This window comes from Coraliomargarita algicola, assembly GCF_033878955.1.
In the GTDB taxonomy this organism is placed as follows: domain Bacteria; phylum Verrucomicrobiota; class Verrucomicrobiia; order Opitutales; family Coraliomargaritaceae; genus Thalassobacterium; species Thalassobacterium algicola.
Genome location: NZ_CP138858.1, coordinates 182,992 through 208,620, shown reverse-complemented (window position 1 = coordinate 208,620; position 25,629 = coordinate 182,992). Strand labels below are relative to the sequence as shown.

The window sequence follows — 25,629 nt, the reverse complement described above, 5'->3', positions numbered from 1 at the left end:
CCTCGGATCAGTGATCCGAGGGCTTTTGAAAAATTGAATTATCTGCGAATTAAGCGCGACGGCGAACCATCACAAAGACTAGACCTGCTAGGCTGACCAATAAGGCGTAAGCGCTTGGCTCTGGAACAGCAATAGTCACAAATATGCTGTCAGCGTCAGAGCCGAGCGTAGCAGTGCGACCGCCTGAAAGGGCACCAAGACCTGTGACATTCGCAAGATCATAACTGCTCACTATTGTGCCAGTAAACAATTCAAACACTCCAGTTTCTGCAAACGATGAAAAGTCAAAATTCAATAACGCGCTTGCTCCAATTGAAACGTCACCCGCAGATGCAATCGTGCTGATACCAGACGAATCGAAAGTCGCATTCAAAACACTGTCATTTTGAAACTCCACGCTACCAACACTCAAACTCGCGTCATCGCCATTCAAATTCACATTTCCCAAACCACGAACAAGAAAGGCACCAGTGGTTGCTAAAGCACCTCCTGAAACATTAAAGAAAGAATCGGAAGTAGCGCTTGGGCTCGATGCAACAGTCATGCTCGCCCCAGATAAAGACCCTCCCGTCATTGTTAATGTGGCGCCATCAAGACCACTATTGGCTGCCAGCCGAAATTGATTAAAACCACTGATATTTACACCTGTTCCAATCGTAATAACCACATTGTCGCGCGCAGTCACATCGGCCTCTGCGTTAAACACGAAGTCTGCCGTTGGCGCATTACTATCTCCCGCTCCAGCGAAAACAAGTTGATCCGCAGTTGTAATCGCCGAGATATCTGCTCCACCAAAATTGGCGTCCTCATTCCAGTCATCTGTGGCAGCACCGCCGGTCCAATTAAAATTAGCCGCTTGGGTAGTTTGCGTGAACGCGAGTAAGACAGCCGCGCTTGCGATAAATTTAATCGTGTGATGACTCATAGGGATAAAATAAGTTCGAAATTTCAGTTATAATTAGGGGTGGAGTAGAAATCTTTACAGAAGAGCAAACTCAGCGCAAAAGCATGTTAATGTCAACATTCAACCCAGATATCGCATTCAAACCAAGAGAAGAATCCCCTTAAAAAGCTGACAATAAGGCACTTAAAAGCAAAGCCCTACAACACCTGAAGAGCACAGCAGGAACTGCATTTCACAAATCGTAAAAAGCAACGTGTGCGGGACCGTTACGATGCTGGAGTAGTCAGCATTGTGCCAATCCGCCTTGACAGCTTAGAGCTGCCAAGGCGATGCACTGGCCGAGATGTCGACGCTCTGCCGTAGTGAAGCGCACAGGGAGCGACTCTGGCTGATCGGGCTCGACGTAGAAATGGGGAGATTTGATTCGCTCCACCTGCTAGAGCTCAGCCGGTTTCCAGTCCGGGATGCCCTCTTCCTTTTTCTACAGATCATAGCGATGATGCAATAGATGTTCTTTTACCTTGGGCAGGCCTTCGTTGACCATCAGCGGAGGTGCGGATGCCCACCATTGCGGCCGCTTAAAGGTCACAGTCCCTTAACCGCGCGCTGGGCGACACGCCCACAACGCCAAAAGACCCTCGGCAACAATCGTCGGATGACCATTCTTAGGAATTACTCCTGATAGGGCTTATCGTTATACAGCATCAACTTGTAAGAACCATCCTCTTGCCGCTCGACCATCCAGATACCGGTATTATCCAAGCCGCGTCTGGCTTCTCCGCTCGGTGCTTCCTGCAGCAGTAGCTTCAAGAGCGACACCCCGGCACTATTATGTCCAGCAAGCAGAATGGACTTATCGGAATCACCGAACTGCTCCTCGATCAGGTCGATCGCATGCAAAGAGACATGCTTCATATACGCGACCTTCTCGTTCTCGCTGCTACCTCTCGGATACCTTGAGTAGTTGTTCTCTGCCCCCGGACGCAGCTTCAAATAGGCAGACTCTTCTTCGGTCAGCACAATGGCCTCGCCTTTATTCAAGATGTCTTCGTGCACCTCTGGAATGTCCTCCGAAAGAATTGTCACCATCCCCGGCCCTTCTCGTAATTCCGGCCAGACTTCAGCCTTTTGCCCCGTCAGTTTCAGATAGGGCGCGATCGTGTTATGGACGCGCCACATCGGGCTGGTGGCGACGAAATCGAAATGATAGTTCTGCAGCTTTTCAGTTGCGCTGACGACCTGAGTTAAACCTTTAGGCGTGAAGGCATTTGGATCGCCCACGTAGGCAGGCCATTCAGACTCTGGGATGCCCTTGGCTTCCCATGCTTTCTTCACATTGTGGCCGCCTTCAGCATGACGGATGTAATAGATTTTAAGTCCAGCGTCGGCCACATTGGCCAGTGTAAGGGACAAGGCGAGGCTTAGGATAATGTATGCTTTCATTGAATTCTTATCTGCGATTTAAAACGGAGGAGACTGATCATTTCTCGTAGAACTTGTAAGTACAAAAGGCCACGCCCTGAGGCGCGGCCTTGATAATAAATTTATTTGAGCAAAAGTCCGACTAGCGACGGCGGCGAACCATCACGTGTCCGAGAGCGAGAAGACCACCAAGCAGCGCGTAGGCACTTGGCTCTGGGACAGTCAAAATGTTCAGGGTTATTTTATCATCGCCTCCAGTTCCAAGGCCCTGAAGGATTTCCCAATCGACCCCCTCTTCCCCCAAACCAGTCACTGTGATATTTCCAGCTTCGATGCCTGATGTTAGATTAGTTGAAGTAAATAGATCGAAGGAAGCGATCCCGCCCGCGTAAGCAGAGCCATCCACATTCAGAGTCAGCGATGACAGCCCCATAAACCCTGCATTCGTAACCGTTTCAACACCATCATCATCAAAAATGAAGTTAAACGTCGCGGTACGACTACCAACGAGATTTAGATTATTCATCTCGATCGAAGTGGCTGCATCACCTACAATGTTAAAAACAGCCGTACTATTAGTGATCACTTGCCCCGCAGCGACTGAAAAACTTCCACTACTGATCGTCACTTCGCCGTTAAATGCGACAGTATCAGAGGCTCCGGTCTGCCCTGTCACGATAAAATTACCACCCGCGATGTTGAGTGTACCTGTGCTTGTCACATTAGTCGTCCCACCGCCTGCGGAGTCATCGGTAACTGTGATACTACCGGAAGTCAGATTGATATCGCCCCCATCTGCCTTCAGGGCACCATTCGTTGCATTCGCCCCACCAGTCACTGTGACGGCACCGCCGTTCACGTTGAAGTTACCGCCAGTCACCGAAATTTGATTCGATCCCATTGCGAGTGTTCCACCAGTGACATTTGTCGTGCCTGAGTTGGTAAACGCGCCATTGGACGTAACGAAGCCTGTGCCATTAATGTTGAACACACCGGTAGCCACAGTCCTGAACGCATCGACTGTAATTGAACTCGATGTTAGCGTTCCTGAACTCACCGTCACTGTGCCGTTGTCCTTCACATCAAGCGCTCCAGTCGTCAGAGCGCCCCCCTGGACTTTCAGATCACCCGCGTCCTTGTTCTGTGACACAATCATGGAGCCCGTGGTCAACGAACCACCGCTGTTGACTTCCAGAAAAGCCGCCGGCCTAGCACTGTCAGTCGTGTTATTGAGGACCACAGTCCCAGCCACAGTTGAAACGACGCTGTTCACTTGGATCACCCTCTCTTGATTGATGACGGCAACGTCAGACAATGAACCATCAGGCACAGCAAAACCACCTTCAAGCGTGGTCGCATTATTCCAGCTCTGCAACCAGTCGCCAGTGGTGCCGGCAACGTTTGTAGGCGTAACGGTGACAGCTGAGCTGATAGCAGGAATCGCCAAACCGCAGAACAGCGAGGCGGAAAACATTTTCATCATTGGAGTATTTTTCTTCATTATAATATGGAGTTTTTTTGGGGTAGTGGTCGCTCATAGTTGCAAAGAAAGAACAACGACAGAAACGACAGAAAGAATGGAATTAGCGTGAATACATTTAGCCTAATTGTAAAGTATTAACATCATGCCGCCGATTTCCTCGATCAAGGGACAGCTACGGGCCGCGACGGCGCACCATCACAATAGCCAAACCAGCGAGGTCTGCGAGTAATGCATAAGTGCCAGGCTCGGGGATGACGCTAAACACGAGATCGCCGCTGCTAACCGATACAGGGGTGCTCCAAAAGTAAATCCGAGATCCGCATTTTCATTCATGGTGAAATTCCCAGATCCTGTGAGTGTAGAACCAGTCCCGATCACGTTGAGAGTCCCCTGTGAAATACAACTCCCGCAAACATCAAATTCTGGGAATGAATGCCGAGCTAAAGTATCGTAATTGTTCCGCAGCCGTCGCCATAGCCTACAAAGACGGCATCTTCGCGACTATAAAAGATCGCAAGTGACACGATGATACAACAGCTGGCTGAGTTGATTCCTTTACTCAGTATGAGCGCAACAAGCAGCGACATTCGGCAGCTTTAATTGGGCGCTCGGAGTGACATCGGCTTTGAGATCGCCACAGGCAAACTGAATGCCGGCGAGGTAGTGCTTCAACATGAGTGGATTGGAGTAGATCTCATGATTGTGCCCAAGGCTGGAGTAAAATACACGCCCTTTACCGACGCCCTGCACCCAAGAGACCGCATAGTCGCCGTCAGTCCTTTTCATGGGCGATTTCTCATGCGGCGGGTCACTGCGTGCCACATTCAAGCTCAACAAGATACGCAGTTTCTCGCGTGAATACGGCTCGTCCTTAAACTGGTAGATTTCATCTTTGATTAGAAAATCCGTTTGTTCACCAAAGACCGGCTGCAACAGGGCATGCTCCGGATCTTCGACATTGATGGTCACCGTATGGCGAGCCGTCCATGGGTGGCCGTTAAAATATGCACCCATCGCGTCACCGTAGGCCTTGTGATTGTAACAAGCATCCGTAGCCGAATGAATGCCGACCAGTCCCCCGCCCTGCGCCACGTATGCGAGTAGATTGTCCACCAAGCGATTGTGCCGAGCCTGCAACCACGCCCAATCTTGTTTTGAGAAATCCGCCCGCTGCTTGCCAGACGGCATAAAAAAATCCTGCGTAGGGCTGAGTAAGACCACCGCATCAAAGCCTTTCAATGCGTCCGCTTCGAAGTTAGCAGGATCGTCGCTCACCACTGCTTCGTAGGCGCCGGTTGCGCTTCCGAGTTTTCCCAGTGCGACTTTGCCCGTCGGAATCGAAGCATGACGATAGCCTGCGGTAGCACTGAAAAGCAGCACACGTCGAGCGGTTTCAGGAGCAACAAATGCCGTAATCGGAAGCGCGGCTTCGATTGCCTGAACACGTGCCGCAGGCACAGCCCGGTCATCGAAGGTCGGCACCCAACTGGAAGCCGCACTGAGCGAGCCAGCCAACAAGAGAGAAAAAGAGATTAGGGGAATTTTCATAATAATTACTTTTTTGTATTTGTTATTCCTAAAAAATATCCATCATTCAGTCGTTTATACGCATGCACAGGTGAGTATGAAACATTTTAGTGCTTCCCCTTCTCAAAGGCAGCATCAAAGGCCACGTTGCTTGGCGCAAAGTCCAAACTGCGCGTAAAGCTGCAGGCTTCGGCGCCACCATGAAAGCGATCCATTCGGGAATCTTCCCATTCAACGGAGAGCGGACCGTTATATTTCACATCATTCAGAGCGACAATCACCTCTTCAAAGTTCACATCGCCACGCCCCGGCGATCGGAAATCCCAGTAGCGGCGCGCATCACCGAAATCGGTGTGACCGCCGAATACGCCAACGTCGCCATTGCCGTGCCCCCACCAAGCATCCTTAACGTGCGCATGGAAAATCCGGTCACCGAACTCGCGAATGAATTTCACATAATCGACCCCTTGATAGCCGAGGTGGCTGGGATCATAATTAAATCCGAAGCGCGGATGATAATCGATGGCTTCGAGTGCTTTTCTGGCACTCGCGATGTCGAAGGCGATTTCAGTCGGATGCACTTCAAGGGCAAAATAGACATCTTCAGCCTCAAAAACTTCTAATATCGGTTTCCAACGGTCGGCAAAGTCCAGAAAGCCCGCTTCGATTTGACCGGGCACCACCGGGGGAAAGGAATATAATAAATGCCAGATAGAGGAACCAGTAAAACCATTCACAACCACTCGATCGGGAGCCCCGCCAGGCCTTGCGTTGAAAAACTTGCGAGCCGCACGCGCAGTGTCTTGCATTTCCTTGGCTGCACGCTGACGCACCGCGTCTGGTTCTCCGTCACCATAAATTTCAGGTGAAAGAATAGCCGCATGGCGCGCATCAATATTATCGCAAACTGCTTGTCCGACGAGATGGCTGGAAATCGAGTAGCATGTAAGCCCATTCGCTTCGAGTAGCGCCCATTTTTTTGCAATATAGTCAGGCTCATTCAACGCTGCCTGCACATCGAAATGATCGCCCCAGCAAGCAAGCTCGACACCATCGAAGCCCATCTCTTTGACCTTGGGTGCGAGTTCGGAAAGTGAAAGATCGGCCCATTGGCCGGTGAAGAGTGTAACGGGGCGTGGCATATTTTTGAGTTGTTGATCGTTAGTTATTTGCGTTAATTAAAATGATGGCGGCTTCATTGTGATTGGCTCGAGCAATTGAAAGCGCGGTTGATCCATTTTTGGCGGCGATCGATGGATCCACTCCGTTATTGAGTAAAAATTGTATCATTGCCGCACTAGCACTGACCGCAGCTTCATGTAAGGGCGTGCCACCGCACGCACTCAATGCTTTCGAGTTGGCACCTCCAGCAAGCAGAACTTCTGCGACTGCGAGCCGATTTTTGGCCGCAGCATGATGCAGCGGCGTCCAACCGACTTGATCCAGTTGATTCGGCTTGGCCTCGGCCGAAAGCAATGCCTGGGCTATGACTGGTTGATCCCGCTCCACACAGAGATGCAATGGCGTGCGCTGACTCGCATCAACGGCATTTACATCCGCTCCTGAATTCATCAAAAGTATGGCGATCGCTCCTTGCTTACGTAAGATGGCCTGACTTAGCGGAGTGAGTTTTGGATGCGCCCCCTGGTTAGCAAGCTTGGGATTGGCCGTAAGTTGCAACTGCACATCCACCAAATCGCCGCGTGCGATGGCCTCATCAATCGTGGAATACTTCGCCCCATCGACTTCGGTAAAGACAATGGCGAGTAAACAGAAAGCGACTTTTAAGTAGCGTAACATGGGATTAATCGAGTTCAGCCCATCCTCCATCCTGCGCACTAGATGCAACCGCTGCTTCAATAAAGGCGAGCCCGATACGACCGTCTTCGACGTTGGCATACTTAGAACCATCGCAAGTAAATGCTTCTCCGGCCAGATAGGCCCGAACATCGACTTCAAAATCCCGATGGAGCCGTGCCAGTGCATCGTGAAAGCCTTCAACATGCCCCGATGGCAGCTTGGGTTGCCCCATTAAGTCGTCTGGAAGATCACCGAGAAAGCCATCATTCGCGGCCACTTCGCCACGCCAATAAACACGATCCGGTTGCCCCGGCAACATGACTTTGACGGCTTCCGCGTCTTCCTGGCGCCAAACCAAAGTGCCCAGGCTCCCATTGACTTCGATGCTCATGTCGTTCTTGTGGCCGATACAAATTTGCGACGCACGCACCAGAGCTTTGGCCCCATTAGACAGCTCGCAATAGCTGGTAAAGTGATCGTCCAGCGAACGGCCTTCCACGAAGACTTCGAGACGCGCAGATAGTTTTGCGATTTCCAGGCCTGTGATATAGCGCAATTGCATCAAGGCATGTGTGCCGATATCACCACCACAATTAGACGCACCGCTCTTCTTCGGATCGGTCCGCCACTCGGCTTGTTGCACACCGGTTTCTTCCGTTTTGCCGGCAAGCCAACCTTGTATATAAGCGGAATCAACCCAACGCACATCGCCGATCAAACCACTCCGCACAATATGCCGCGCCAAACGGGTGCTCCAGTGCCCCAGGTAGGTATGCGCCACGGCAAACGGAACTTTTGACTTCTCAACAGCGCTTGCCAGTTCTTTTGCCTCGGCATGATTGAGCGTTAAGGGCTTTTCACAAAAAACAGGTATTCCTGCCCGGATAGCTTTCAACGAAGGTTTGAAATGCGCATGATTTGGAGTCACTACGACCACGTAATCCAAGCGCTCAGTCTCAGGCAGGTCTTTCTGCGCATCAATCATCTCATCGAAACTCGCGTATCCTTTAATTGGATATGCCCAGTTCGCAGCATCTTCGATCGCCGCTTCCGGGCGACTGCGCAAAGCTGCCGCGACGACACGACGTGTTCCATCAAAGTGAATCGCTTTCTGATGAGGATGCGCAAAAAACGCACCGCCACCACCACCGATGAGGCCAACATTAAGTGTTCTTGGGGAAGTCATGTATCTCAGTTATTAAAATGAAATTTGCTTAATCAGCATGTGCGCCACCCAAAACTTTTGGACGGTAGCCACCCTTGCTTTTAAAGAAAAGAATCAGGCCAATGTAGCAGACCAACATGAATGCCGGAAACATCGCCATCTTGGCAAGTGCGCCTTGAGTTTCACGCTCTTGAATTTCGACTACCTGCTCTTGAACCGCCTCCGGCTGCGCTCCGAGGGCCACCTGATTCAAAGCGGTGTAATGCCCCAGTAGATAATCACTCTCCTGAGTCACGGTTTCATAGACGGCGGGCAACTCCTGCTTAATTCCGGAAGTGACCGAGCTCTCTTGTAAATAGCCGATAAAGGGGCCGCCAAGAATCCCGACAGTCAACATACCGATACCCGCGATTGCATTCAGCGTCAGTGCCCCGCCCTTCGGCGTCTGCTCGGCAACCACTCCCAACATGGTTGGCCAAAAGTAAGTCTTCGCGACTCCATAAACCGTGGCCGCTACGAAGATGAAAACGACCGCACTCGCAAACGAGAGCAGATACAATCCAAGGATCGCCAAGCCAGAACACATAGCCAATAAGCCGAGCGGACCAAATTTCTGAATCACCGGACCAGCGTTAAAGCGTAGCACCATCATAATCGCAGAGGTGTAGACCAACACCCAGGTAGGATCCCAGCCCGCGGCGTGCATCGGCTTCTCCATGAGCGCTGAAATCCAACCATCCGTGCCAAGCTCTGTCGTCGCGAGCGGCATCATAATGATCACGAGAATCAACAGTAAAGGATTACCAAAGGAGCGACTATATAAGGCATAACTGATCACCGAAACCGCAATGAGTCCCCAGGTAACTGGTGTCGCCCAGTCAAACACACTCCCGAGCTGAGCAAAGATTAAATAAAATGCGATGAACGCACCAGCAGTGCCTAACTGCGCCAGCATTTCACGATAACTGGAGCCGGCAGCCACCCGCTCATTCACAGGAAACTCAACCCGCGCCAGCATAATCAAGTAGATCAAGGCAGGCAGGAACATCAGAGCGACCAGAATGCGCCAGTCTTCGGCGACAATTCCAGCAAGCCCTATTGCCAAAATACCACCAAGCACCAGCCCTCCGGGCCATCCTGCGTGCAACATGTTCAACCATTTCGATTTCTCATCCTTAAAAAGTGTGGCGACTACCGGATTGATAAACGCTTCAACCGTGCCATTCCCCAAACCGAGAATCACAGAGCCCCAGTAAAGATAGTTCCATGCTTTGGCCTGCGCCATGGCCAGATCCGTAACCTGACCGTTGACAGAGGAGTAGGCAATCAATGCCAAAGCACCAAAAGTCGCATAACAGGCAAAGCTGAAAAACATTGCGAACTTGTAACCGACCCGATCAATCACTAAACTAAATAAGATAATACTAATCGCAAACGGCCAGATCCCAGCCCCGAAAAGGACGCCACTCTGCACTTTATCCAAGCCAAATTGCTCAGGCCATACACCACTATTAATCAAAATGGCGCGAATTATAAATGCCATTGAAGTGGTAATCAGGGCGATGAATGCGCCCCAGAATACAATTTTATCATTTTTAGTACATTTCACGCGTTGAGAACTCTTCTGCTTTCAGGGGTGTAAGATGCCTACAAAGAGGTATCTCGTTATAGAATGGGGTAAATTGGATCAGCTCGCACAGACGCTTTACCTAATGAAAAATACACTACGACAAGTAGCGCATCACAAATACAAGAGAATCGTAAAAAATGATGATATTTGTCAATAAATTAAATTTAATCTATTCAGGATAATTGCACTAAAAAAATACCACGCACAAGCAAAAACATGCTCACATAAGCAATTTACAAAATATAAGTCTAGAAAAACGAAAATCAGAAAGTAAAAAAAAGGCATCAACTATTGAGAATATATTTGCATATTACAGGTTTTAAATCTAAACACATATCATTTACAAAAGACTCAACACCCCATTGTTAAGATGTATTCCAACGACAAAGACCCCAACGACCTCGGGCTGACGCTCGGCATGCTCACTCTGCGCCTCTGGCTGGCGATCCGCGCGATCCAAACTGGCATCGAAAAGTTCGCAGGCGAGAAGTCGATCGATTCAACCGTCGTAATCGACGGCGCGCCCAACAGCTATGGTCTCACAGAGGCCACTGCCGGCAAGGTCTATGCCCTGAGCAATTATCATGGCGTCCCCGCTCCTTTGATGGATAAATTTGCCAATGAGCCACTCATCCCCGGTTGGGGGCTCGGCATTTACGACGCCATCCTAGGGCCGGTGCTCATTATCCTCGGGCTGACTTTACTACTGGGACTCGCGACACGCTTTTCTCTCTTCCTCATGGGGCTGGTCTACACCAGCCTCACCTTCGGCCTGATCTTAATCAAACAGGACGCGGGCGTCGCATGGCTGGGCATACACATCGTCATGATCGTCATGGGCCTCGCGCTTGCGAAATACAATAAATTTGCTATTCTCCACAAGTGGTAAGCCCGAACCGTCAGCCATGAACTTCGACCTCCCCAAACTCTCGCGCAGAGACTTCCTCACCAAGTCCACCCTGGGCGCAGGACTCGTGCTCGGCGCGCCTTCGATTTTAAAGGCAAAAGCCGCCGGCGCGCCGGCCGACGACATACGTGTCGGCTTTATCGGCTGTGGCAAGCAGCACGAAGTGTTGTTCAACGCCATGGTCAATATACCCGGCATTCGCTATGTCGCGGCCTGCGACATCATGAAGGCACGCGTCGGCCGCACCTACTCCGCGATCAAATCGCGTTTCGACTACGGCATCGAGCGCTATCTCAATGCCCAGGAGATGCTGGACAAGGAAGAGCTCGACGCCGTATTTGTCGCCACTCCAGACTTCTGGCACGCTCCCCACACCATCATGGCACTCGAAGCGGGCTGCCACGTGTATTGCGAAAAAATGATGTCTAACTCCATCGAAGGGGCCCGCAGTATGGTCGACGCGATGGATCGCACCGGAAAACTCTGCCAGATCGGCCATCAGCGCCGCAGTAATCCACGCTACCGCTACGCCCTCAACGAGTTAATCCAAAAGGAAAATCTCTGCGGGCAGATCATCAACGTCAACGGCCAGTGGAACCGCGCCCTCAGCGCCTCGCAGGACATCGTATCCAAGCCATCCATCCTTCCAAAGGCCGACGTCCTGCGCGAGTTCGGTTTCAACGCAGGCGCCGACCATAAGCTCTCCGAAGAAGAACTGCGCCACCGGTTCCTCAACTGGCGCTTTTACACATCCCTGTCCGGAGGACCGATCTCCGACCTCGGCGCACACCAGATCGATATTTTCAACTGGTTCCTCGGCGCACAGCCCAAATCCGTCATGGCCTCCGGAGGACGCAGCTATTTCAAAGACCGTGAGCACTTTGACAACGTCATGTGTATCTTCGATTACGATACACCGCAGGGCAATGCACGCGCATTCTACCAGGTGCTGACCACCACCAGCTCGGGCGGTGGCTACTACGAGTCCTTCATGGGCACCGAAGGCACCATCAACATCTCCGAGCGCGAAGCCTATACAAAAATCTTCAAAGAGTCCGGCGCCGACAACGCGAAGTGGGACAAGCTCGTCCAGCGTGGCCTGCTCAAAAAACAAGCCGCGGGCGTGGCCGCAGGCGGCGCCGATGCCATCGCCTCCTACGAGTCCGCCCCACCCGATGAGTATGCACTCCCAGGCGGCCTCAGCAAACAGCCGCACACCCCGCACATCGAGAACTTCTACGCGGCCGTGCGCGGCGAAGCTAAATTAACCTGCGACGCCCGCCATGCCCTCGAATCCGAAGCCCCCATCTACTGGGTCAACCCCGCCGCAAACTCCAAGCAAATCATCAACTTCACCGAAGAACATCTACACACATAATATTATGAAACACCTCCTACTCTTTTCACTCGCTTCCAGCGCATTGATCTTCACCGCCTGCGGCGACAAGAGCGCGCCCTCAAAAGACGCATCGACCGACAACAAGCCCGCTTCAGCCGGCATGACTGCACTCACCACAGAGATCCCACCGGAACTGATCGAAGGCACACCACAGCCCATCAAAGTCCCCAATCTCGTGCCTGCGCCCAGCAGCGCCCCGCTCTTGATGGTCCCTGAAGGCACCACACTTCTGTCCGCCGGCAAAGCCGTCACCGGCAGCGACGACTTCCCCATCATCGGTGAGCTCGCATACATCACCGATGGCGACAAAGAAGCCGGCGAAGGTTACTTCGTCGAACTCATGGACGGTCCCCAATGGGTCCAGATCGACCTCGAAGCTGCTGCAGACCTATCCGCCATCTGGGTCTGGCACTACCACTCGCAGGCACGCGCCTATCACGATGTTATCGTCCAAGTCTCCAATGACCCCGACTTCGCAAGCGGTGTCACCACACTCTTCAATAACGACTACGATAACTCCGTAGGACTCGGCAAAGGCTCCGATAAACCTTACGTCGACTCTCGCTACGGTAAACTTATCGACGCCAAGGGCACCAACGCACAATACGTGCGGCTCTACAGCAACGGCAACACTGCCAACGACATGAACCACTACATCGAAGTCGAAGTATACGGAAAATAAGCTCTGACGCAGACTTCGGCTAGCTGTAATCAATCACGACACGGCGACCATCTGCTGCAATAGAGCGATAAATCGCATCCAAGATACACATATCTTTGAGCCCTTCGGCACCAGAGATGCCGGTATCTGCACCACTTTCCAAACTGCGACAGACCGCATCCATTTGTAAGCTCTGCATGACCACACGCGACAATGCGACGCGGCGACCATTCATGAACAACTGCTGCCCACTATAATTAAAGGCATCACGAATCTCCAAGGTGGATTGATTGTTCGCATAAGCAACGAAGTGACGATCTGCCTTAAAATTATAAGAAGTCGTGGCACTCATCACCGCGCCGTCCGCAAACTCCAACTGAAAGTTTACAGTCTCATCAACCTGGGAAAACAATTCAGCATCTGTCTTATACTCTCGAGCAATCACCGAGACAGGTGACTGTCCGGTGCTGTAGCGCGCAGCTTGAATGCAGTAAATGCCTAAATCATAAAGAGCCCCGCCCCCGGCGAGCGCCTTATTTAATCGCCATTCAGATGGATCCGTCACCTTAAAGGCCAACTCGGCTTGCATGTATTTAACTGCGCCCTCGGGTTGCTCGCGCCCCACTTGGATCGCCACCCGGTGCGCCTGATGAAAATGCAAACGATAACCGATATTCAGCGTCACCTGATTCGCCTCGCCGGCTGCGATCATTGCCTGACTCTCCGCCACGCTGAGGGCCATTGGCTTTTCACAAATCACATGCTTGCCCGCATTGGCCGCGCGTATGGAATATTCGGCATGCATTGAATTCGGAAGCACGATGTAAACGATATCAACATCTTCATTCTCCACGATTCGGTCGAAGTTATCATAGTTATAAATGTGCGTATCCGGAATCTGATACCTCCCGCCATATAACGCAGCTTTCGACTTCGTCCCAGTAACCAATGCCACCAGCTGACAGTTTTGCGTGTGTTGCAACGCAGGCATCAACTGACCAGTCGCATAGCGCCCCAAACCAACCAGTGCGACACCATACTTTCGCTTCGTCGCGGGAGCCATCTGTGCTTGTCCATGAGTGGGTGAGACAAGTCCTAACATCGATGCACCAACCGCGCCTAAAGCGGACAATTTCAAAAACTCTCGCCGTGCTTGCTCCATCTATACATACCTACCTGAAGCCAATCTCGAAAACAAACCTATTTTAGATCACCTGCGAATCACACATGATCGTAAACACCGGATTTGGAACGTCGACGAATCCGGAATAGCCCCGCCAACATTTGCCGCGAATCACGCATCAGATTCACCCGACTCCCGGCGATCTCTTGCCATGGAATATCCATTTCCTGAATGTCCACGCCTGCCTGCTGAAAAGCCAGCAGCAACTCAACATCAAAGACAAAACCCTGTTCAAAGAGCCGATCCGAAATTTCACGATATTGCCGCGCTGGGAATGCCTTCGCACCACACTGTGTATCCGAACTGTCTAGCTTGACGATTTTACGCACTAAAAATCGAAATAAATAATACGAAAGTGCCCGCAATAGAGTTCGACGAACAGCCAAACGGCCACCATGCGCACGCACCCCGATGACACCAGAGCTCCCCCCCGCTTCGACAACGCGACGTAACAAGCGAATAACGGCATCGGGGCAAACCGCACCATCTCCATCGACAAAAGCCAAATAGTCCGAATTTGGACATTGATTCCAAGCGCCGTAAACCGCGCCCCCCTTACAAGACCTAGGCGAAAAATGCATAAGCTCGATGTTCGGATAAATCGCTTGAAAACGGCGCAGCAACTTCGAGTAGCGCATACGCTCGGATGCCTTCGAACCATCATCAGCTATAATCCAACGTATCGGCATCGCTGCAGCTGCGAAAGTCTGGGCCAACTCATGTCCAAAGACTTCAAGTCGCGCTGAATCGTTCCACACTGGCGTCACCAGGACGATACTTTGTATTGAAGTCACCATTAGCTTATAGATGATAATCTGCCCAGTGAGCCATTCAATAGCAAAGCAACAAAAGGGAAGCAACAATCCACCAAGCCAAGGCATACTTAGCGCATGAAGAAAGATCCACTCATCTACCTCGCATGGCTCGTCGTGTTGATCTTTGCGGTATGGCTACGCACAGATGACTTAGGCACGCGCCCCATGCATGCGGATGAAGCTACGGGCGCACGGATACTGGCACAGCAATTGGAAGGTGATGACTATGTTTTCGATCCGCAGCACTTTCACGGACCGATACTGACGCAAATCACTCGGCCGATTGCAGCGCTTCGCGGCGAGCATGAATGGACGCAGCTCAACGCGCAAACCTTACGCAGCAGCACCGTTATTGCCGGCATTCTTCTCGTATTCACTCCCCTTTTATGGCTTCGATTCATGGGCAAATGGGGCGCATTGGGCGCAGCAGCCTTACTCGCCACGTCGCCGCTACTAGTTTATTACAGTCGGATGTATATTCATGAAAGCTGGCTCACGCTCTTCGGTATGCTCGCATGCGCCAGTCTTTATCAAGTCACGCTCAAACCAAATACTCTACGAGCCATCGCCGCAGGACTCTCGATCGGCTTGATGTTTGCCACTAAAGAGACTTTCGCCATCTCCATACTCAGTTGGGCCCCCGCAGTGATCCTACTCTACATCCTTCAAAGATACTCCACATCCCTAGGCACACCCGCGCACTCCTATCACACCTACTTGCGCAGCTACGCCATCATCACGCTAGTCGCCCTCGCCAGCGCGGGACTTTTTTATAGCAATTACCTACGCAATCCCGCCCAGTTCATCGATGCCTTCCGCACATTCTTTGAATACCAGACAACCGCAGGGCATGAGAAAGCCTTCGGGTATTATTTAAAACTGCTGGTATGGCCCCAGCGCGAAGCAGGCATCGCCTGGCCGGAGGGCCTGATTTTAATTTTAGCAACAACCTGCCTCGTGCGCTGCATCATACAATGCAAAAGTCCAACATGTTGCTGGTTTCTTGGCCTCAGCGCTCTCGTGCACCTACTGATCTACAGCTGCATTCAATATAAAACCCCTTGGCTCATGCTATTGCCATGGGCACATGTTTGTCTGTTGGCAGGCTTCGCACTCCAGTCAATTAAGCCCTCAGGCAAAGCACTTAAGAGCATACTGCTGTTGCTCTTTACTATCGGGCTCGGCCATCAGACCAACCAATGCCTCTTGATCAACGGTCGCCTCGCAAACTCGACGCGCAACCCATATGCCTATGTGCCGACCAGTGCCGATGCACCTAAGCTCGCACACTGGCTACAGCAACTCGATGCGATGCACCCGCTCGGCACTCTCGCAGTCGTGGGTAAAGAATATTGGCCACTTCCCTGGTACCTCAAACAGCTTGGCAGCCAGATCGGCTATTGGCCCACACCCATTCCGGAGATGACAACATTTCCAGTCGTCTTAGCGATGCCCGAACAGCAGCTCGCCACACAGACCCAACTTCAAGCCACACACACCGAACTCCCACGCAGTCTACGGGCCAACGTTCCTGTTATTCTTTACCTCCGCAAGGACCTATGGCAACAATGGCAGCAAGCCCCTCAGCCATGAGTCTATTACACACATATACACACGAAGCGATGAAGACGACATTCTCACTTCGTCTAATCTCAAACGATCCAGCCCTAGCCAACAGCGCCGCCAGTGCCTGTATCGCGCGGATCGATGCCATCGAAGCCTCTCTCAGCCGCTACATTGAAGGCAGCGACATCTGGCAAATTAACCAAATGGAGAGTGATCAGTCACTCTTTGTAAGCGAAGACTGTCACGCCTGCTTGCGCTTAGCGCTTGAAGCGGGCCAAGAAACCCAGGGCCTCTTCGACTGCAGCCTCGGCCGCCTGATTGAACATACTAAGCAGGCCCAACCGGGTGAGCGCCCCAAACTAAGCGGGCAGCTAATGCTCGATCCTAATCGCCCAGCGGTACACTGTATTGAACGTGGCCGTGAAATCGACCTGGGCGGTATTGGTAAAGGCTACGCGCTAGACCAATTGCAAATCACACTGAATGAGCTAGGAATCAAATGCGCCCTACTTGCTGCGGGTGCCAGCACGCAGCTAGCCTTTGGCGAGCGAACCTGGGACATTGCGCTGGGGGGCGACAACAGCACGCTTACAATTCAATTGAAAAATCAAGCACTGAGCTCATCCGGCACTGCGATTCAAGGCTCCCACATCGTCTCCCTCGATCCGAACTTTCTCAATTACTCTCGGCCCCGCGTTTGGGTGATCCATTCCAGTGCCGCTAAAGCAGATGCTTACTCTACAGCTGCTCTACTGACTCCTCGATTAAAATCGCTCAAAGGCCTCCATAGTTCGGTGCGTTTCTTCGAAGAATCCACGAACGGCATAGTAGAGAGTTAAGATGTTAACTATTGTAAATGTTCTTACTGCTTTTACGGTGCGACAACTTTGCAGAACTAAAGCGGCGACGGTATTTTAACGGAGTAATTTTTAGTTCTAGGCGAAAAAGACGCGTCATACTGGTTTGATCATTAAATCCACATTCCACCGCGATACGAGCCAAGCCGATATCTGTCTTACGCAGCATCACGCAAGCAGCATTCAAACGCGTTTTCTGCAAATACATGAGCGGCGTCAACCCAAACAATTTACGAAATAAACGCTCCTGGGTGCTGACAGAAATCCCCCCTTCATTCGCCATATCTGAAATTGATAACTTATTTCTGTAGTGCTTACGTACAAAGTCAACGATGCGGCGAATCTCCGGATGGTCCGAATATACTGTATCAGAGTCACGGATAATGTGCGAAACTCCAGCGAGTCCAACCACGGCTCCCTCGATATCAAATAAAGGGATTTTTGTGGTGCAGAGCCAATCTAAAGAACCATCGGCGGACGGCACCAGCTCAACCTTTCCAAAGATAGCCTTTCCCTCGCTCATCACCAATTGGTCATCAGCGTAGAAGGCATCCGCTAGAAAGTCCGGACTATAATTATAGTCAGTGTTTCCAATTAATGCCTCAACGGTTGACTCCCCCATTGCCTTGGCAAAACTCAAACTCCCGCCCATGAAGCGACATTCCCTATCTTTAACAAAATAAGAAACGCCTGGAATGGCATCAAAAAGAGATTCCAGCAACTGCCCCGGTTGCAATGATGCAAAGAACTTAGAGCGGGCAGTGACTTTATTGTCTCCGTTGTGGCAAGGTAATGACATCGAGAACTACTGTAAATTTTGAAAGTTTATGACAAGTCATAAACCTCCGCCTCTTCACAAAAGAAAAATACATAAGCGAAAGTTTCATCCTAAAGTTCATTTTCAATCTCGGCCGATCTTCAGCGAAGACGGATCCACCTTGTTAAACGCACTAGAAAGACCTAGATCTCGTGTAATCAGGCAGACGGAGTTCAGAAATTGTGAAATGGCCGTCAAGGCGTATCCATACTAAACTGATGAAGTGAAGGAGCCACAACCAAAGTTCTAGCTGACTATCTACAAACTACCTGGGCACCTCATCGTTTGCAGCTAGTGGTTCACCAGTCTTTCTTAATAGATGGGGCAGATGCGAGTCCTTTTATAGCAAAGCGGAGACTGAATCCACTCAGTCATCCCGCTGCAGGAGCCAATCGGAGGTCTTCTTCAAATCAAGTGGTAGATTATAGGTGATCTTATACGTATTCGAGGCCACGTCATAATCGGTCTGCCAGAAATCGTTCCCATGCATAGACTGATCCAAGGCAATCTTCCGACCATCGACGATTTGATACAGGGTATAGCCGGTCGCCGATTCCAAACCTTCGAAACGAATCGGCACATAGCCGATCCCTCCTTCGATCTTAACGCGCACCGCATCGGCATCCGCTTGGACAATGATGGGATAGCTGTGCAGCAGTGTGCCCCCTTGCACTTGAACCTTTAAATCATTCCCCTTGGCTTCGCGATAGATCGTTTTCCAAGAGCGTGGGTTTTCCACCAAATGTTGGCGATAGGCTTCATTCAGACCATAGTAATCATCGGCTTCACGGTGAAATGTCATCCATTCGATCTCCATTTCAATCGTATCACCGGGCAGAAACTCCGTCACCCCGGCAGGGGGCGTCAGTAGCAAATCGAGATTTACCCGCCCGGCTCGATCCACTTGATACACCGGCATAGAAATCGTGGGCTGCGTATAAACCTTCCCGCCCAAACTGGCACGATAGGAGCGAATAATCCACGCGCGACTCCCCGTGCCCCAATCCCGGTCTTCGCTTAAATAGCCACCGGGAAATCCCACCCACCAAGGGGCTGCACCTTCCAGCGCGACGCGGTCCAGATAGAGCTCGCCCTTACGCAAGTGATCCGGAACGGCTTCTTCACGCACTAAGCCCCCGGCATTACCATAGGCGATCTGAGGCGACACAGACTTCCCGGAGCGCCCCATTTTAAAGAGCCAGCCATCCTCGGCCGAGAGTTTTTGGTCGAAGGTATAGCGTAAAGTCTGAAAGGTGCGGGCAAAGTCATCCGTGCGCAAAGTTTGCACCTTTGCTTCGAGCCCGACCTCGCGAGCGCTCCCATAGTTGCCATCATAGCGCACCTCGCTCAGGCAGGGGCCATGCGCCAAATACGCCGTCTTCATCTCGCTGAAATATAATTTTTTGCCCGCATCATCGTTCACAGAGAGCCAATCGCCGCCCCAGCCCGCGTCGGTCCAGCCCCATTTCTTACCATCCTTGCCCTTGCGTGCCATTAACATGCGCACATCCGTGATCGCCACGTCCACCAGACTCATATCCATATCAAAACAGAACGTTTCCCCCCAGCTACCGATGGCGAGCTGATCCCAGCGCCCATGACCGCCATAGCCGACTAAGGAAAGCTGCGCATGGCTGGCCGAAGGCAGGCTGCCATAGAAGCCATAGGCGATCCGTAACTTGTAAGTCGTGCGACCGGCCTTAGCGGGCAGTAACATATAGCCCCGCAAGTAGGCCCCCAATTTGGGATAGTGCCAATTTTTACTCAACTGCACGGGCAGCCCGGTCGGCACGCCTTCGGCATCGCATAAGATTGGACACAGTCCGGTAATCTGTGCGGGATTGCGCAAATAAAACAAAAAGGGAATCGCTGCCCCGTCTTGACCGGAGTTTTCCACGATCAAATCAAACTCATCGTAGTTCGCCACCTCACTCCCTTTCCAGCCACGCTTCTCACGACGCACTTCGGCCACATAGGCGTTATAGCTCGGATCGTATTCCACCGGAAAGGCTCCCTCTCCATCGGCATGCACCTGAATCGACAGCCCCTCTTTCGGCCAATCCGCCGTGGATACCTGAGGCGCCGCCAAACTGAAACGACGCTTCTCATCAATCGCCCAGACGCCGGCAACCTGCTCTTCTAGTAAAGCCTCACCCAAGCGGAGACGCACGGTCACATCGCTCCACACGGGGATTCGAACTTCAGCTGCGCCATAGGTATCGAAGGTTTCATTGTAATTGATACCATCCGTATGAACGAGGCTTTCAGGTGCTTCCGCATGCGCCTTCAGTTCCCTTGCCGATAAGGCACGCTCCCAGATGCGCACCTGATCAAAAACGGCCGAAGTCACCCCTCCATTGCCATCCGCACGCTGCCCCAACATCAAAGCCCCATCCCCGAAACTACGCTCCGCTACCAAAGGCTTCGTGCCTTGTAGGGCCCCATTCATATAAAAACGCATGGCTTGCCCATCGTAGGTCATCGCTAAGTGGTTCCAGGCATTTTCCTTAAAACTCTTGCCCCGTTGCTCAACCGCCAGGCGCTTCTCTGCACCGGGTCCAAGGTTCATGCTTGCGGTCACACGCCCTTGACGGATTTTAAAACTGTAGTGGCCTGCTTTGCCTTCATGCCCATTCTTGGCGAGAAGATAGCCAGACGAAGTGCTGGCCAAACTAGTCGGAATCTTAACCCAGCATTCGACCGTCATCTCAGAAGCTTCCAAGCGTGGATCATGCGGCACCTGCCATGGCTTTTCCACCACACACAGCCCATTTCCCAACACACCCTCATGCCAACCATCCGCATAAATCAGGCTGGGGGCAATCTCGGCCGTCATGCTCAGCGTCTGCGGCCAGGCAACAAGACTCAAAGAGCCGTCCACGCCCAATCGACGGCCATGTGAATCCTCAAACTGTAAACCATGCAATTCATAGTGCTGGGCGACTTTGCCTGATTCCCACATCCAGGCATCCTGTAAGTGACGGGCGTCTCGATGGGAGGCCTCCCCCGCCCAAGAACTACGCGCACGGAAAACCGTCCCTTTTGATTCCAATTCAATTACGAAATCAACCGGCGCCAATTGCTCCAGTCGCGAGGCCCCCGCTTCCAGGGCCTCCTCATAGGACAAGCTCTCGGTATAGCGTCCCAGTCGTGCCTGAGTGAGATCGGCCAAATCCAAAGAAAATCCGTAGTATCCGGATTCCAAGCACAGGATGTCGGCCGAATGATCGCTCGCATGCTTCCGCATCCCGTTGAGCCAGTATCCGAATGAGTAATCGCGCTCGCCAATCAAAGTAGCGCTTGCTGAGTCGGACAAGTCCACGGCTTCACCGACAACTGAGCCGGACAAAGACAAAGCAATGAGTAAAAGTAAACGACTCTGAATCATAGAAGCGACGCGGGGATTGAATACAACATACGAAGAAGGTAAATGAGCTTGCGCATAAAGGGAACTCGGACGCGCAGAAATGAATGAATTTAATCTTCGTGATTGTTCCCGAGGATGGAATCAAAAAAACGCACAATGCCGACACTTTGCCACTAGCGACGGTGTAATTGTGATCCGCTCCGATGAACGGCCCCCTCTTAGCCATAGATCACTGCAGCCCACGCTCGGTTGCAACACACCGATACCCAACGACCTAAACGTTTTAAATTTCAAATAAAACGACTAGGCCAGCCATCAATTAATCTTCAATATAGACGTGCTTTTGCTTAATTTCCCCCATAGCAAAAGACTCTACGTGGCCATCCACAAAGGCAGCATTCCCACGACCGTTATGCCGCGTGCTGAAACTGAGATTGTCAGCAGATGCACCATAGCCAGTAAAGCTCGATATACCCAGTGCTTGTTCAGCCGTTGCAGCCGTATAAGTCCCACTGATCGCATAATAACCGAAGCCCCAACCACTGGGATACCGTTGCCCCGCATCCGCGAGCAAAATCGTCTCACTGGGACGCTGCACCTTAAATGCTTTATAGGGGTTAGGCTTGGAACCATCCGACTTGGTGCGCGTATCAGGAATCAACTTAGCGTGCCAACCATAAGCATGCGTGACCTTCTTATTACCATCCACCTCCATATAGTATTCTGAAGATGGACAATTGATCAGCTCAATCGGCTCGTTCGAACCCTCGACGTGAATATAAGGTCGCAATTGCTGGAACCATGGCACCTGGCTTTTTTCATCAGTCTCACCATTCAGCGCCGGATAATCGCCATGGTTATCGCTCGCATATAAATTTGCTGCGATCACCAGTTGCCTTAAGTTATTTACACATTGAGCTTCATGCGAACGTTCACGAACATTACCAACCGCTGGAATTATTATAGCAGCCAAGATTCCAATAATAGCCAAGACAACCAGCAATTCAATTAGAGTGAATGCGGCTCTTCGTGTCCTTTGCTGTATGAATGGGGACTTTGATAATATTTGTTTCATTAAGTAGCGCTCCTTGGGGTGTTTTCTAATTCTTAGATCAGTGCAGATTTTCATGGGCCTGCCATCTTCCTCAGGCAATGAGGAGGCACACAACACTGAAGACAACAGTATCATAATCTACACTAGCTTTAGCCACTTGCCAAGCAGGAATGTTAGTATGAACATAAATAAAATCAAAATATCCATGCCTTGGCCTTAAATGTGAGTTGAGCTGCGGAACCTTGACGTGAGCCAGGTTTCGATTATCTTCAGTCCAGCTCTCGGGCGCTAGGTCACGATCAATCACTCAAGGAGATTCCGTTCGCACCTCCTCCCCCAAAACATAACTTTGAGGAACGAGACGGGGGCCAACGCTTACAGTCGCTCAATCGGCCAGCACGAGTCCAAAGTGGATCGCCGACAAGCTAGAGCTTTTGACGTCCCCTTCCAGCAAGCGGACATGGATACGATAGCGTCCCGCCTCGGGGAAATGTAGCCACCCCATCGGATGGGCTTGGTAGATTTCAGAGGAGGCTTGCTGATTGCGGATCTTCTCGCCTCCTTCAACTTCGACCTCCCAAACGAGACGATCTTCCCCCTTATAACTCAAGTCGACTTGGTAATCCCCTGGCACCAGAACATCGACCTCCCAAGTGGCCGCAGAGCCCGGCTTCCAGTCCGTGACCTGTTTCATGTGCTTCCATTCGCCAAATTTTTCCATCCAGCGTATATTGCTCAAGGTCGCACCTTCGGTGCTGCAAAATTCAGCTTCGATCGTGGTTTTGGTGGTGGGATCCAAAGCCCAGGTCGGATCCGCCTTGGGTGTTGAGGCCAGCTCCAATTCAATCACTGAAACTAACGAATCCGGCGCTTGAGCGGGCAAGTCCAAAAGCAGCGTATTGCCTTCGCGAGCAAATGAAATCGCCTCGTTTGCTGCGCCGTTCAGTAAGCGCGCGCCCTTCACTTCCGTGAGTAGGCCCGGCACATACAGCGTGCCGGAGTCGGGCCACTCAAAGACTGAGAGTAAGAGTTTATTCCCCTTTACGGTGGCGTCGCCCCATGGCAAGGCGTGCTCCCAAGGCGAGGCATCCACATCATACACGACCTGTGGGTATTCCTGAATCCACTCGCCCGAGCTGCGCAGCGTGCGCGCCGAACGTTCCGGAACTGAGCCATCGCCACGAGGTCCGACATTCAGCATATAGGTGCCGCCACGAGCCACGGTGCCGATCAATCGACGCAGAATCTCTTTAGGGCTTTTCCAATTCTCATCATACCAGGCATAGGCCCATGAATCGTTAATGGTATCCACACTCTCCCACATACCGGGGACATTGCGCAAGGGCACTTCCATGTCGCCGAGCCCCTGATAATCTCCGAGGCCATGTCCGGCCCGGCCATTGATCAATGCTTTTGGCTGGTTCTTGCGGACAACGGCGATCAATTGCTCGACGTGCTCTTTCGAAATCGATGCCGGTGTATCAAACCAGATCAGTTCCAGTGGACCATAATTCGAGGTGAGTTCATCGATCTGCGGCAGGCATTTATTCACAAAATAGTCCTCAAAACTGACAGCATTTCCCTCGGCATCCACCTTAGGCCCGCGTCCACCACCGGGTGCGGTCCAGTCTTGAAAGTGAGAATAATAGACACCCAAGCCAATGCCCGCTTCCTCACACGCAAGCGACAGCGCTTTCAGCGGATCTTGACCGTAAGGTGTCGCATCCACGATATCGAAATCGCTACAGGCGGAATCATACATAGCAAAGCCTTCATGGTGCTTGGCCGTAATGACGATATACTTCATGCCCGCATCTTTGGCCAGTTGCACAAGAGCCTTCGCATCAAATTCAGTCGGGTTAAACGAAGCGGGCAGTTGCATATACGCTTCCACCGGAATGTCCGCCATACGAGGATTCATGATCCATTCGCCAATGCCATAGTATGTTTTACCATCCACTTTATTCGCCAGAGTCGAATACAAGCCCCAATGAACAAACATCGCGTAATTCCCATCGTTAAACAATTGCCCACGTTCCGCGTCTTGCGCCCGTAGCTTGACGACGCTGTCGCCCCACATTTCGTCCATGGAAGTCTCTGCGGTAGCCAGAGTTGCGGCAATTAAAGATAAAGACAGCGAAAGAGCAGTCGTTTTAAGAGTGGTAGATATAAGCATATAATTGAATAAGATATTTTGTATAATTTTAGACGACGTCTCAGCCCTTTCCTATCCCTCAAATTGGTGATAGCTGACGTTTTTTTATACGACAGGCTGAGGGGACAATTCGCTAGTATTCATCAGCCCATCGGCAGGTAGAAGGAAGTGCTTCTACTCATCATCCACTTGGCGTTTACGAGGGACAGTTTGAGAAATAAACTTCACGGAGACGCGATCATAAGAGGCTGTCGGAGGCATAATAAACACCATCATGCGACCTGTAGTCTGCCCGATTAAGCGCGTTTCATAAATTTTCTCGTTCTCGTCATTCGCCACAATAAATGGAATAAATGAACCATTGGCTTCAATTTCCGGCTCAAGCATCCGAGTCGCCCTCGCAGGTATCAGTTCAATCTGGTCTCCGAAGCCGATCGTTAACGCTGCATTAGACATATTGAAGAAACGAAATGCACCCCGCGGAAAAGCTTTAAGCGAGTCATCCATCCCCACTATCTGAATTGGCATTTCAGGCTGATCAGGCCTCTCTACCAAGAAAAAAAGCATACGCCTAGTGTCCGGAAGCATTGCGGCTTGGCCAACCAACTGATAATTCGGCTTTCCCTTTGCATCCACACCTTTGATAAAAAGCTCTAAATGTGACATGCCCTTTACTTTATACGCGGTCGAACGTCGATAAGGAATCACTTCAAGCGGAATATACTCCTTACCTTGTCGGTAGTAGAGTTCGTCATAAGACAACTTATCCCATGACACACAAGTGAAGTTCACGACTGATGGCTTCTCCTTTGCGGTCTGAGCAGACATCTCAGTGCGAGCAAAGAATAACACAAGCAACAGGACAACAGTAATGAAGTAAGGGGGGCGCGCGGTATTTTTTTTGAATAATGGCATAA

Annotated in this window: 22 protein-coding genes; 6 read left to right on the top strand and 16 right to left on the bottom strand. The window is 51.4% G+C overall.

Annotated features, from left to right (window positions below):
* Positions 1–49 precede the first annotated feature (49 nt).
* The 4 genes from SH580_RS00745 to SH580_RS22105 all read right to left on the bottom strand — a co-directional run bounded on the left by SH580_RS00745 (position 50) and on the right by SH580_RS22105 (position 4,074).
* Positions 50–925 (bottom strand): PEP-CTERM sorting domain-containing protein, encoded by an 876-nt coding sequence (locus tag SH580_RS00745; protein ID WP_319833091.1) that lies wholly within the window; start codon positions 923–925, stop codon positions 50–52.
* 651 nt (positions 926–1,576) lie between these two features.
* Positions 1,577–2,347 carry a histidine phosphatase family protein gene (locus tag SH580_RS00740; RefSeq protein ID WP_319833090.1) on the bottom strand — a complete coding sequence of 257 codons (771 nt, stop codon included), beginning with the start codon at positions 2,345–2,347 and terminating at the stop codon, positions 1,577–1,579.
* A gap of 121 nt (positions 2,348–2,468) precedes the next feature.
* The gene (locus tag SH580_RS00735) at positions 2,469–3,827 is read right to left on the bottom strand and encodes a beta strand repeat-containing protein (protein ID WP_319833089.1); all 1,359 of its coding nucleotides are present in this window, start codon (positions 3,825–3,827) and stop codon (positions 2,469–2,471) included.
* Positions 3,828–3,981: 154 nt separating this feature from the next.
* Positions 3,982–4,074 (bottom strand): PEP-CTERM sorting domain-containing protein, encoded by a 93-nt coding sequence (locus SH580_RS22105; protein ID WP_425607107.1) that lies wholly within the window; start codon positions 4,072–4,074, stop codon positions 3,982–3,984.
* Between the two features lie 127 nt (positions 4,075–4,201).
* Between SH580_RS22105 and SH580_RS00730 the strand changes: the two genes are divergently transcribed.
* Positions 4,202–4,330, top strand: coding sequence for a hypothetical protein (locus SH580_RS00730; RefSeq protein ID WP_319833088.1), 129 nt, complete (start codon positions 4,202–4,204; stop codon positions 4,328–4,330).
* A gap of 34 nt (positions 4,331–4,364) precedes the next feature.
* On the opposite strand, the gene SH580_RS00725 is transcribed toward SH580_RS00730, so the two are convergent.
* From SH580_RS00725 to SH580_RS00705, 5 genes are all read right to left on the bottom strand, one after another.
* Positions 4,365–5,357 carry a ThuA domain-containing protein gene (locus tag SH580_RS00725; RefSeq protein ID WP_319833087.1) on the bottom strand — a complete coding sequence of 331 codons (993 nt, stop codon included), beginning with the start codon at positions 5,355–5,357 and terminating at the stop codon, positions 4,365–4,367.
* An 86-nt stretch (positions 5,358–5,443) separates the two neighbouring features.
* Entirely contained in the window at positions 5,444–6,478 is a 1,035-nt protein-coding gene (locus SH580_RS00720) for a sugar phosphate isomerase/epimerase family protein (RefSeq protein WP_319833086.1), read from the bottom strand.
* Positions 6,479–6,497: 19 nt separating this feature from the next.
* Entirely contained in the window at positions 6,498–7,136 is a 639-nt protein-coding gene (locus SH580_RS00715; protein ID WP_319833085.1) for an ankyrin repeat domain-containing protein, read from the bottom strand.
* A 4-nt stretch (positions 7,137–7,140) separates the two neighbouring features.
* Positions 7,141–8,322, bottom strand: coding sequence for a Gfo/Idh/MocA family protein (locus tag SH580_RS00710; RefSeq protein WP_319833084.1), 1,182 nt, complete (start codon positions 8,320–8,322; stop codon positions 7,141–7,143).
* Between the two features lie 28 nt (positions 8,323–8,350).
* Positions 8,351–9,910: an MFS transporter gene (locus tag SH580_RS00705; RefSeq protein WP_319833083.1), complete on the bottom strand. Its 1,560-nt coding sequence runs from the start codon at positions 9,908–9,910 to the stop codon at positions 8,351–8,353.
* Positions 9,911–10,301: 391 nt separating this feature from the next.
* On the opposite strand from SH580_RS00705, the gene SH580_RS00700 reads away from it, so the two are divergent.
* The 3 genes from SH580_RS00700 to SH580_RS00690 are packed head-to-tail and all read left to right on the top strand — an operon-like array spanning position 10,302 to position 12,919.
* Positions 10,302–10,820: a hypothetical protein gene (locus SH580_RS00700; protein WP_319833082.1), complete on the top strand. Its 519-nt coding sequence runs from the start codon at positions 10,302–10,304 to the stop codon at positions 10,818–10,820.
* Positions 10,798–12,216 (top strand): Gfo/Idh/MocA family oxidoreductase, encoded by a 1,419-nt coding sequence (locus SH580_RS00695; protein WP_319833081.1) that lies wholly within the window; start codon positions 10,798–10,800, stop codon positions 12,214–12,216. The genes SH580_RS00700 and SH580_RS00695 overlap by 23 nt, the downstream gene beginning before the upstream one ends.
* Before the next feature lie 4 nt (positions 12,217–12,220).
* On the top strand, positions 12,221–12,919 hold the full coding sequence (locus tag SH580_RS00690) for a galactose-binding domain-containing protein (protein ID WP_319833080.1): 699 nt from the start codon (positions 12,221–12,223) through the stop codon (positions 12,917–12,919).
* A 19-nt stretch (positions 12,920–12,938) separates the two neighbouring features.
* Here the strand turns inward: SH580_RS00690 and SH580_RS00685 are convergent, their stop codons facing one another.
* Both SH580_RS00685 and SH580_RS00680 read right to left on the bottom strand, forming a co-directional pair.
* Complete coding sequence (locus SH580_RS00685) at positions 12,939–13,961, bottom strand: Gfo/Idh/MocA family protein (protein ID WP_319833079.1); 1,023 nt, start codon at positions 13,959–13,961, stop codon at positions 12,939–12,941.
* Positions 13,962–14,119: 158 nt separating this feature from the next.
* Positions 14,120–14,878, bottom strand: coding sequence for a glycosyltransferase (locus SH580_RS00680; RefSeq protein WP_319833078.1), 759 nt, complete (start codon positions 14,876–14,878; stop codon positions 14,120–14,122).
* A gap of 93 nt (positions 14,879–14,971) precedes the next feature.
* On the opposite strand from SH580_RS00680, the gene SH580_RS00675 reads away from it, so the two are divergent.
* Together SH580_RS00675 and SH580_RS00670 are read left to right on the top strand one after the other, a co-directional pair.
* Positions 14,972–16,489 carry a flippase activity-associated protein Agl23 gene (locus SH580_RS00675; protein WP_319833077.1) on the top strand — a complete coding sequence of 506 codons (1,518 nt, stop codon included), beginning with the start codon at positions 14,972–14,974 and terminating at the stop codon, positions 16,487–16,489.
* Entirely contained in the window at positions 16,486–17,301 is an 816-nt protein-coding gene (locus SH580_RS00670) for an FAD:protein FMN transferase (protein ID WP_319833076.1), read from the top strand. The genes SH580_RS00675 and SH580_RS00670 overlap by 4 nt, the downstream gene beginning before the upstream one ends.
* A gap of 4 nt (positions 17,302–17,305) precedes the next feature.
* Here SH580_RS00670 and SH580_RS00665 read toward each other — a convergent pair whose 3' ends face one another.
* The 5 genes from SH580_RS00665 to SH580_RS00645 form a co-directional block, all read right to left on the bottom strand.
* Positions 17,306–18,118 carry an AraC family transcriptional regulator gene (locus SH580_RS00665; protein ID WP_319833075.1) on the bottom strand — a complete coding sequence of 271 codons (813 nt, stop codon included), beginning with the start codon at positions 18,116–18,118 and terminating at the stop codon, positions 17,306–17,308.
* A 385-nt stretch (positions 18,119–18,503) separates the two neighbouring features.
* The gene (locus tag SH580_RS00660; protein ID WP_319833074.1) at positions 18,504–21,524 is read right to left on the bottom strand and encodes a LamG domain-containing protein; all 3,021 of its coding nucleotides are present in this window, start codon (positions 21,522–21,524) and stop codon (positions 18,504–18,506) included.
* Positions 21,525–21,822: 298 nt separating this feature from the next.
* Entirely contained in the window at positions 21,823–22,578 is a 756-nt protein-coding gene (locus SH580_RS00655; RefSeq protein ID WP_319833073.1) for a DUF1559 family PulG-like putative transporter, read from the bottom strand.
* A gap of 364 nt (positions 22,579–22,942) precedes the next feature.
* The gene (locus tag SH580_RS00650) at positions 22,943–24,733 is read right to left on the bottom strand and encodes an alpha-L-fucosidase (RefSeq protein ID WP_319833072.1); all 1,791 of its coding nucleotides are present in this window, start codon (positions 24,731–24,733) and stop codon (positions 22,943–22,945) included.
* A 153-nt stretch (positions 24,734–24,886) separates the two neighbouring features.
* Positions 24,887–25,627: a hypothetical protein gene (locus SH580_RS00645; protein WP_319833071.1), complete on the bottom strand. Its 741-nt coding sequence runs from the start codon at positions 25,625–25,627 to the stop codon at positions 24,887–24,889.
* Between the last annotated feature and the right edge of the window lie 2 nt (positions 25,628–25,629).

What these genes read in the sequence shown, in the direction of transcription:
- SH580_RS00745 (WP_319833091.1), bottom strand. Translation starts at nt 925, where the DNA reads ATGAGTCATCACACGATTAAATTTATCGCAAGCGCGGCTGTCTTACTC.
- SH580_RS00740 (WP_319833090.1), bottom strand. Translation starts at nt 2,347, where the DNA reads ATGAAAGCATACATTATCCTAAGCCTCGCCTTGTCCCTTACACTGGCC.
- SH580_RS00735 (WP_319833089.1), bottom strand. Translation starts at nt 3,827, where the DNA reads ATGAAGAAAAATACTCCAATGATGAAAATGTTTTCCGCCTCGCTGTTC.
- SH580_RS00725 (WP_319833087.1), bottom strand. Translation starts at nt 5,357, where the DNA reads ATGAAAATTCCCCTAATCTCTTTTTCTCTCTTGTTGGCTGGCTCGCTC.
- SH580_RS00720 (WP_319833086.1), bottom strand. Translation starts at nt 6,478, where the DNA reads ATGCCACGCCCCGTTACACTCTTCACCGGCCAATGGGCCGATCTTTCA.
- SH580_RS00715 (WP_319833085.1), bottom strand. Translation starts at nt 7,136, where the DNA reads ATGTTACGCTACTTAAAAGTCGCTTTCTGTTTACTCGCCATTGTCTTT.
- SH580_RS00710 (WP_319833084.1), bottom strand. Translation starts at nt 8,322, where the DNA reads ATGACTTCCCCAAGAACACTTAATGTTGGCCTCATCGGTGGTGGTGGC.
- SH580_RS00700 (WP_319833082.1), top strand. Translation starts at nt 10,302, where the DNA reads ATGTATTCCAACGACAAAGACCCCAACGACCTCGGGCTGACGCTCGGC.
- SH580_RS00690 (WP_319833080.1), top strand. Translation starts at nt 12,221, where the DNA reads ATGAAACACCTCCTACTCTTTTCACTCGCTTCCAGCGCATTGATCTTC.
- SH580_RS00685 (WP_319833079.1), bottom strand. Translation starts at nt 13,961, where the DNA reads ATGGCTCCCGCGACGAAGCGAAAGTATGGTGTCGCACTGGTTGGTTTG.
- SH580_RS00680 (WP_319833078.1), bottom strand. Translation starts at nt 14,878, where the DNA reads ATGGTGACTTCAATACAAAGTATCGTCCTGGTGACGCCAGTGTGGAAC.
- SH580_RS00675 (WP_319833077.1), top strand. Translation starts at nt 14,972, where the DNA reads ATGAAGAAAGATCCACTCATCTACCTCGCATGGCTCGTCGTGTTGATC.
- SH580_RS00670 (WP_319833076.1), top strand. Translation starts at nt 16,486, where the DNA reads ATGAGTCTATTACACACATATACACACGAAGCGATGAAGACGACATTC.
- SH580_RS00665 (WP_319833075.1), bottom strand. Translation starts at nt 18,118, where the DNA reads ATGTCATTACCTTGCCACAACGGAGACAATAAAGTCACTGCCCGCTCT.
- SH580_RS00660 (WP_319833074.1), bottom strand. Translation starts at nt 21,524, where the DNA reads ATGATTCAGAGTCGTTTACTTTTACTCATTGCTTTGTCTTTGTCCGGC.
- SH580_RS00655 (WP_319833073.1), bottom strand. Translation starts at nt 22,578, where the DNA reads ATGAAACAAATATTATCAAAGTCCCCATTCATACAGCAAAGGACACGA.
- SH580_RS00650 (WP_319833072.1), bottom strand. Translation starts at nt 24,733, where the DNA reads ATGCTTATATCTACCACTCTTAAAACGACTGCTCTTTCGCTGTCTTTA.
- SH580_RS00645 (WP_319833071.1), bottom strand. Translation starts at nt 25,627, where the DNA reads ATGCCATTATTCAAAAAAAATACCGCGCGCCCCCCTTACTTCATTACT.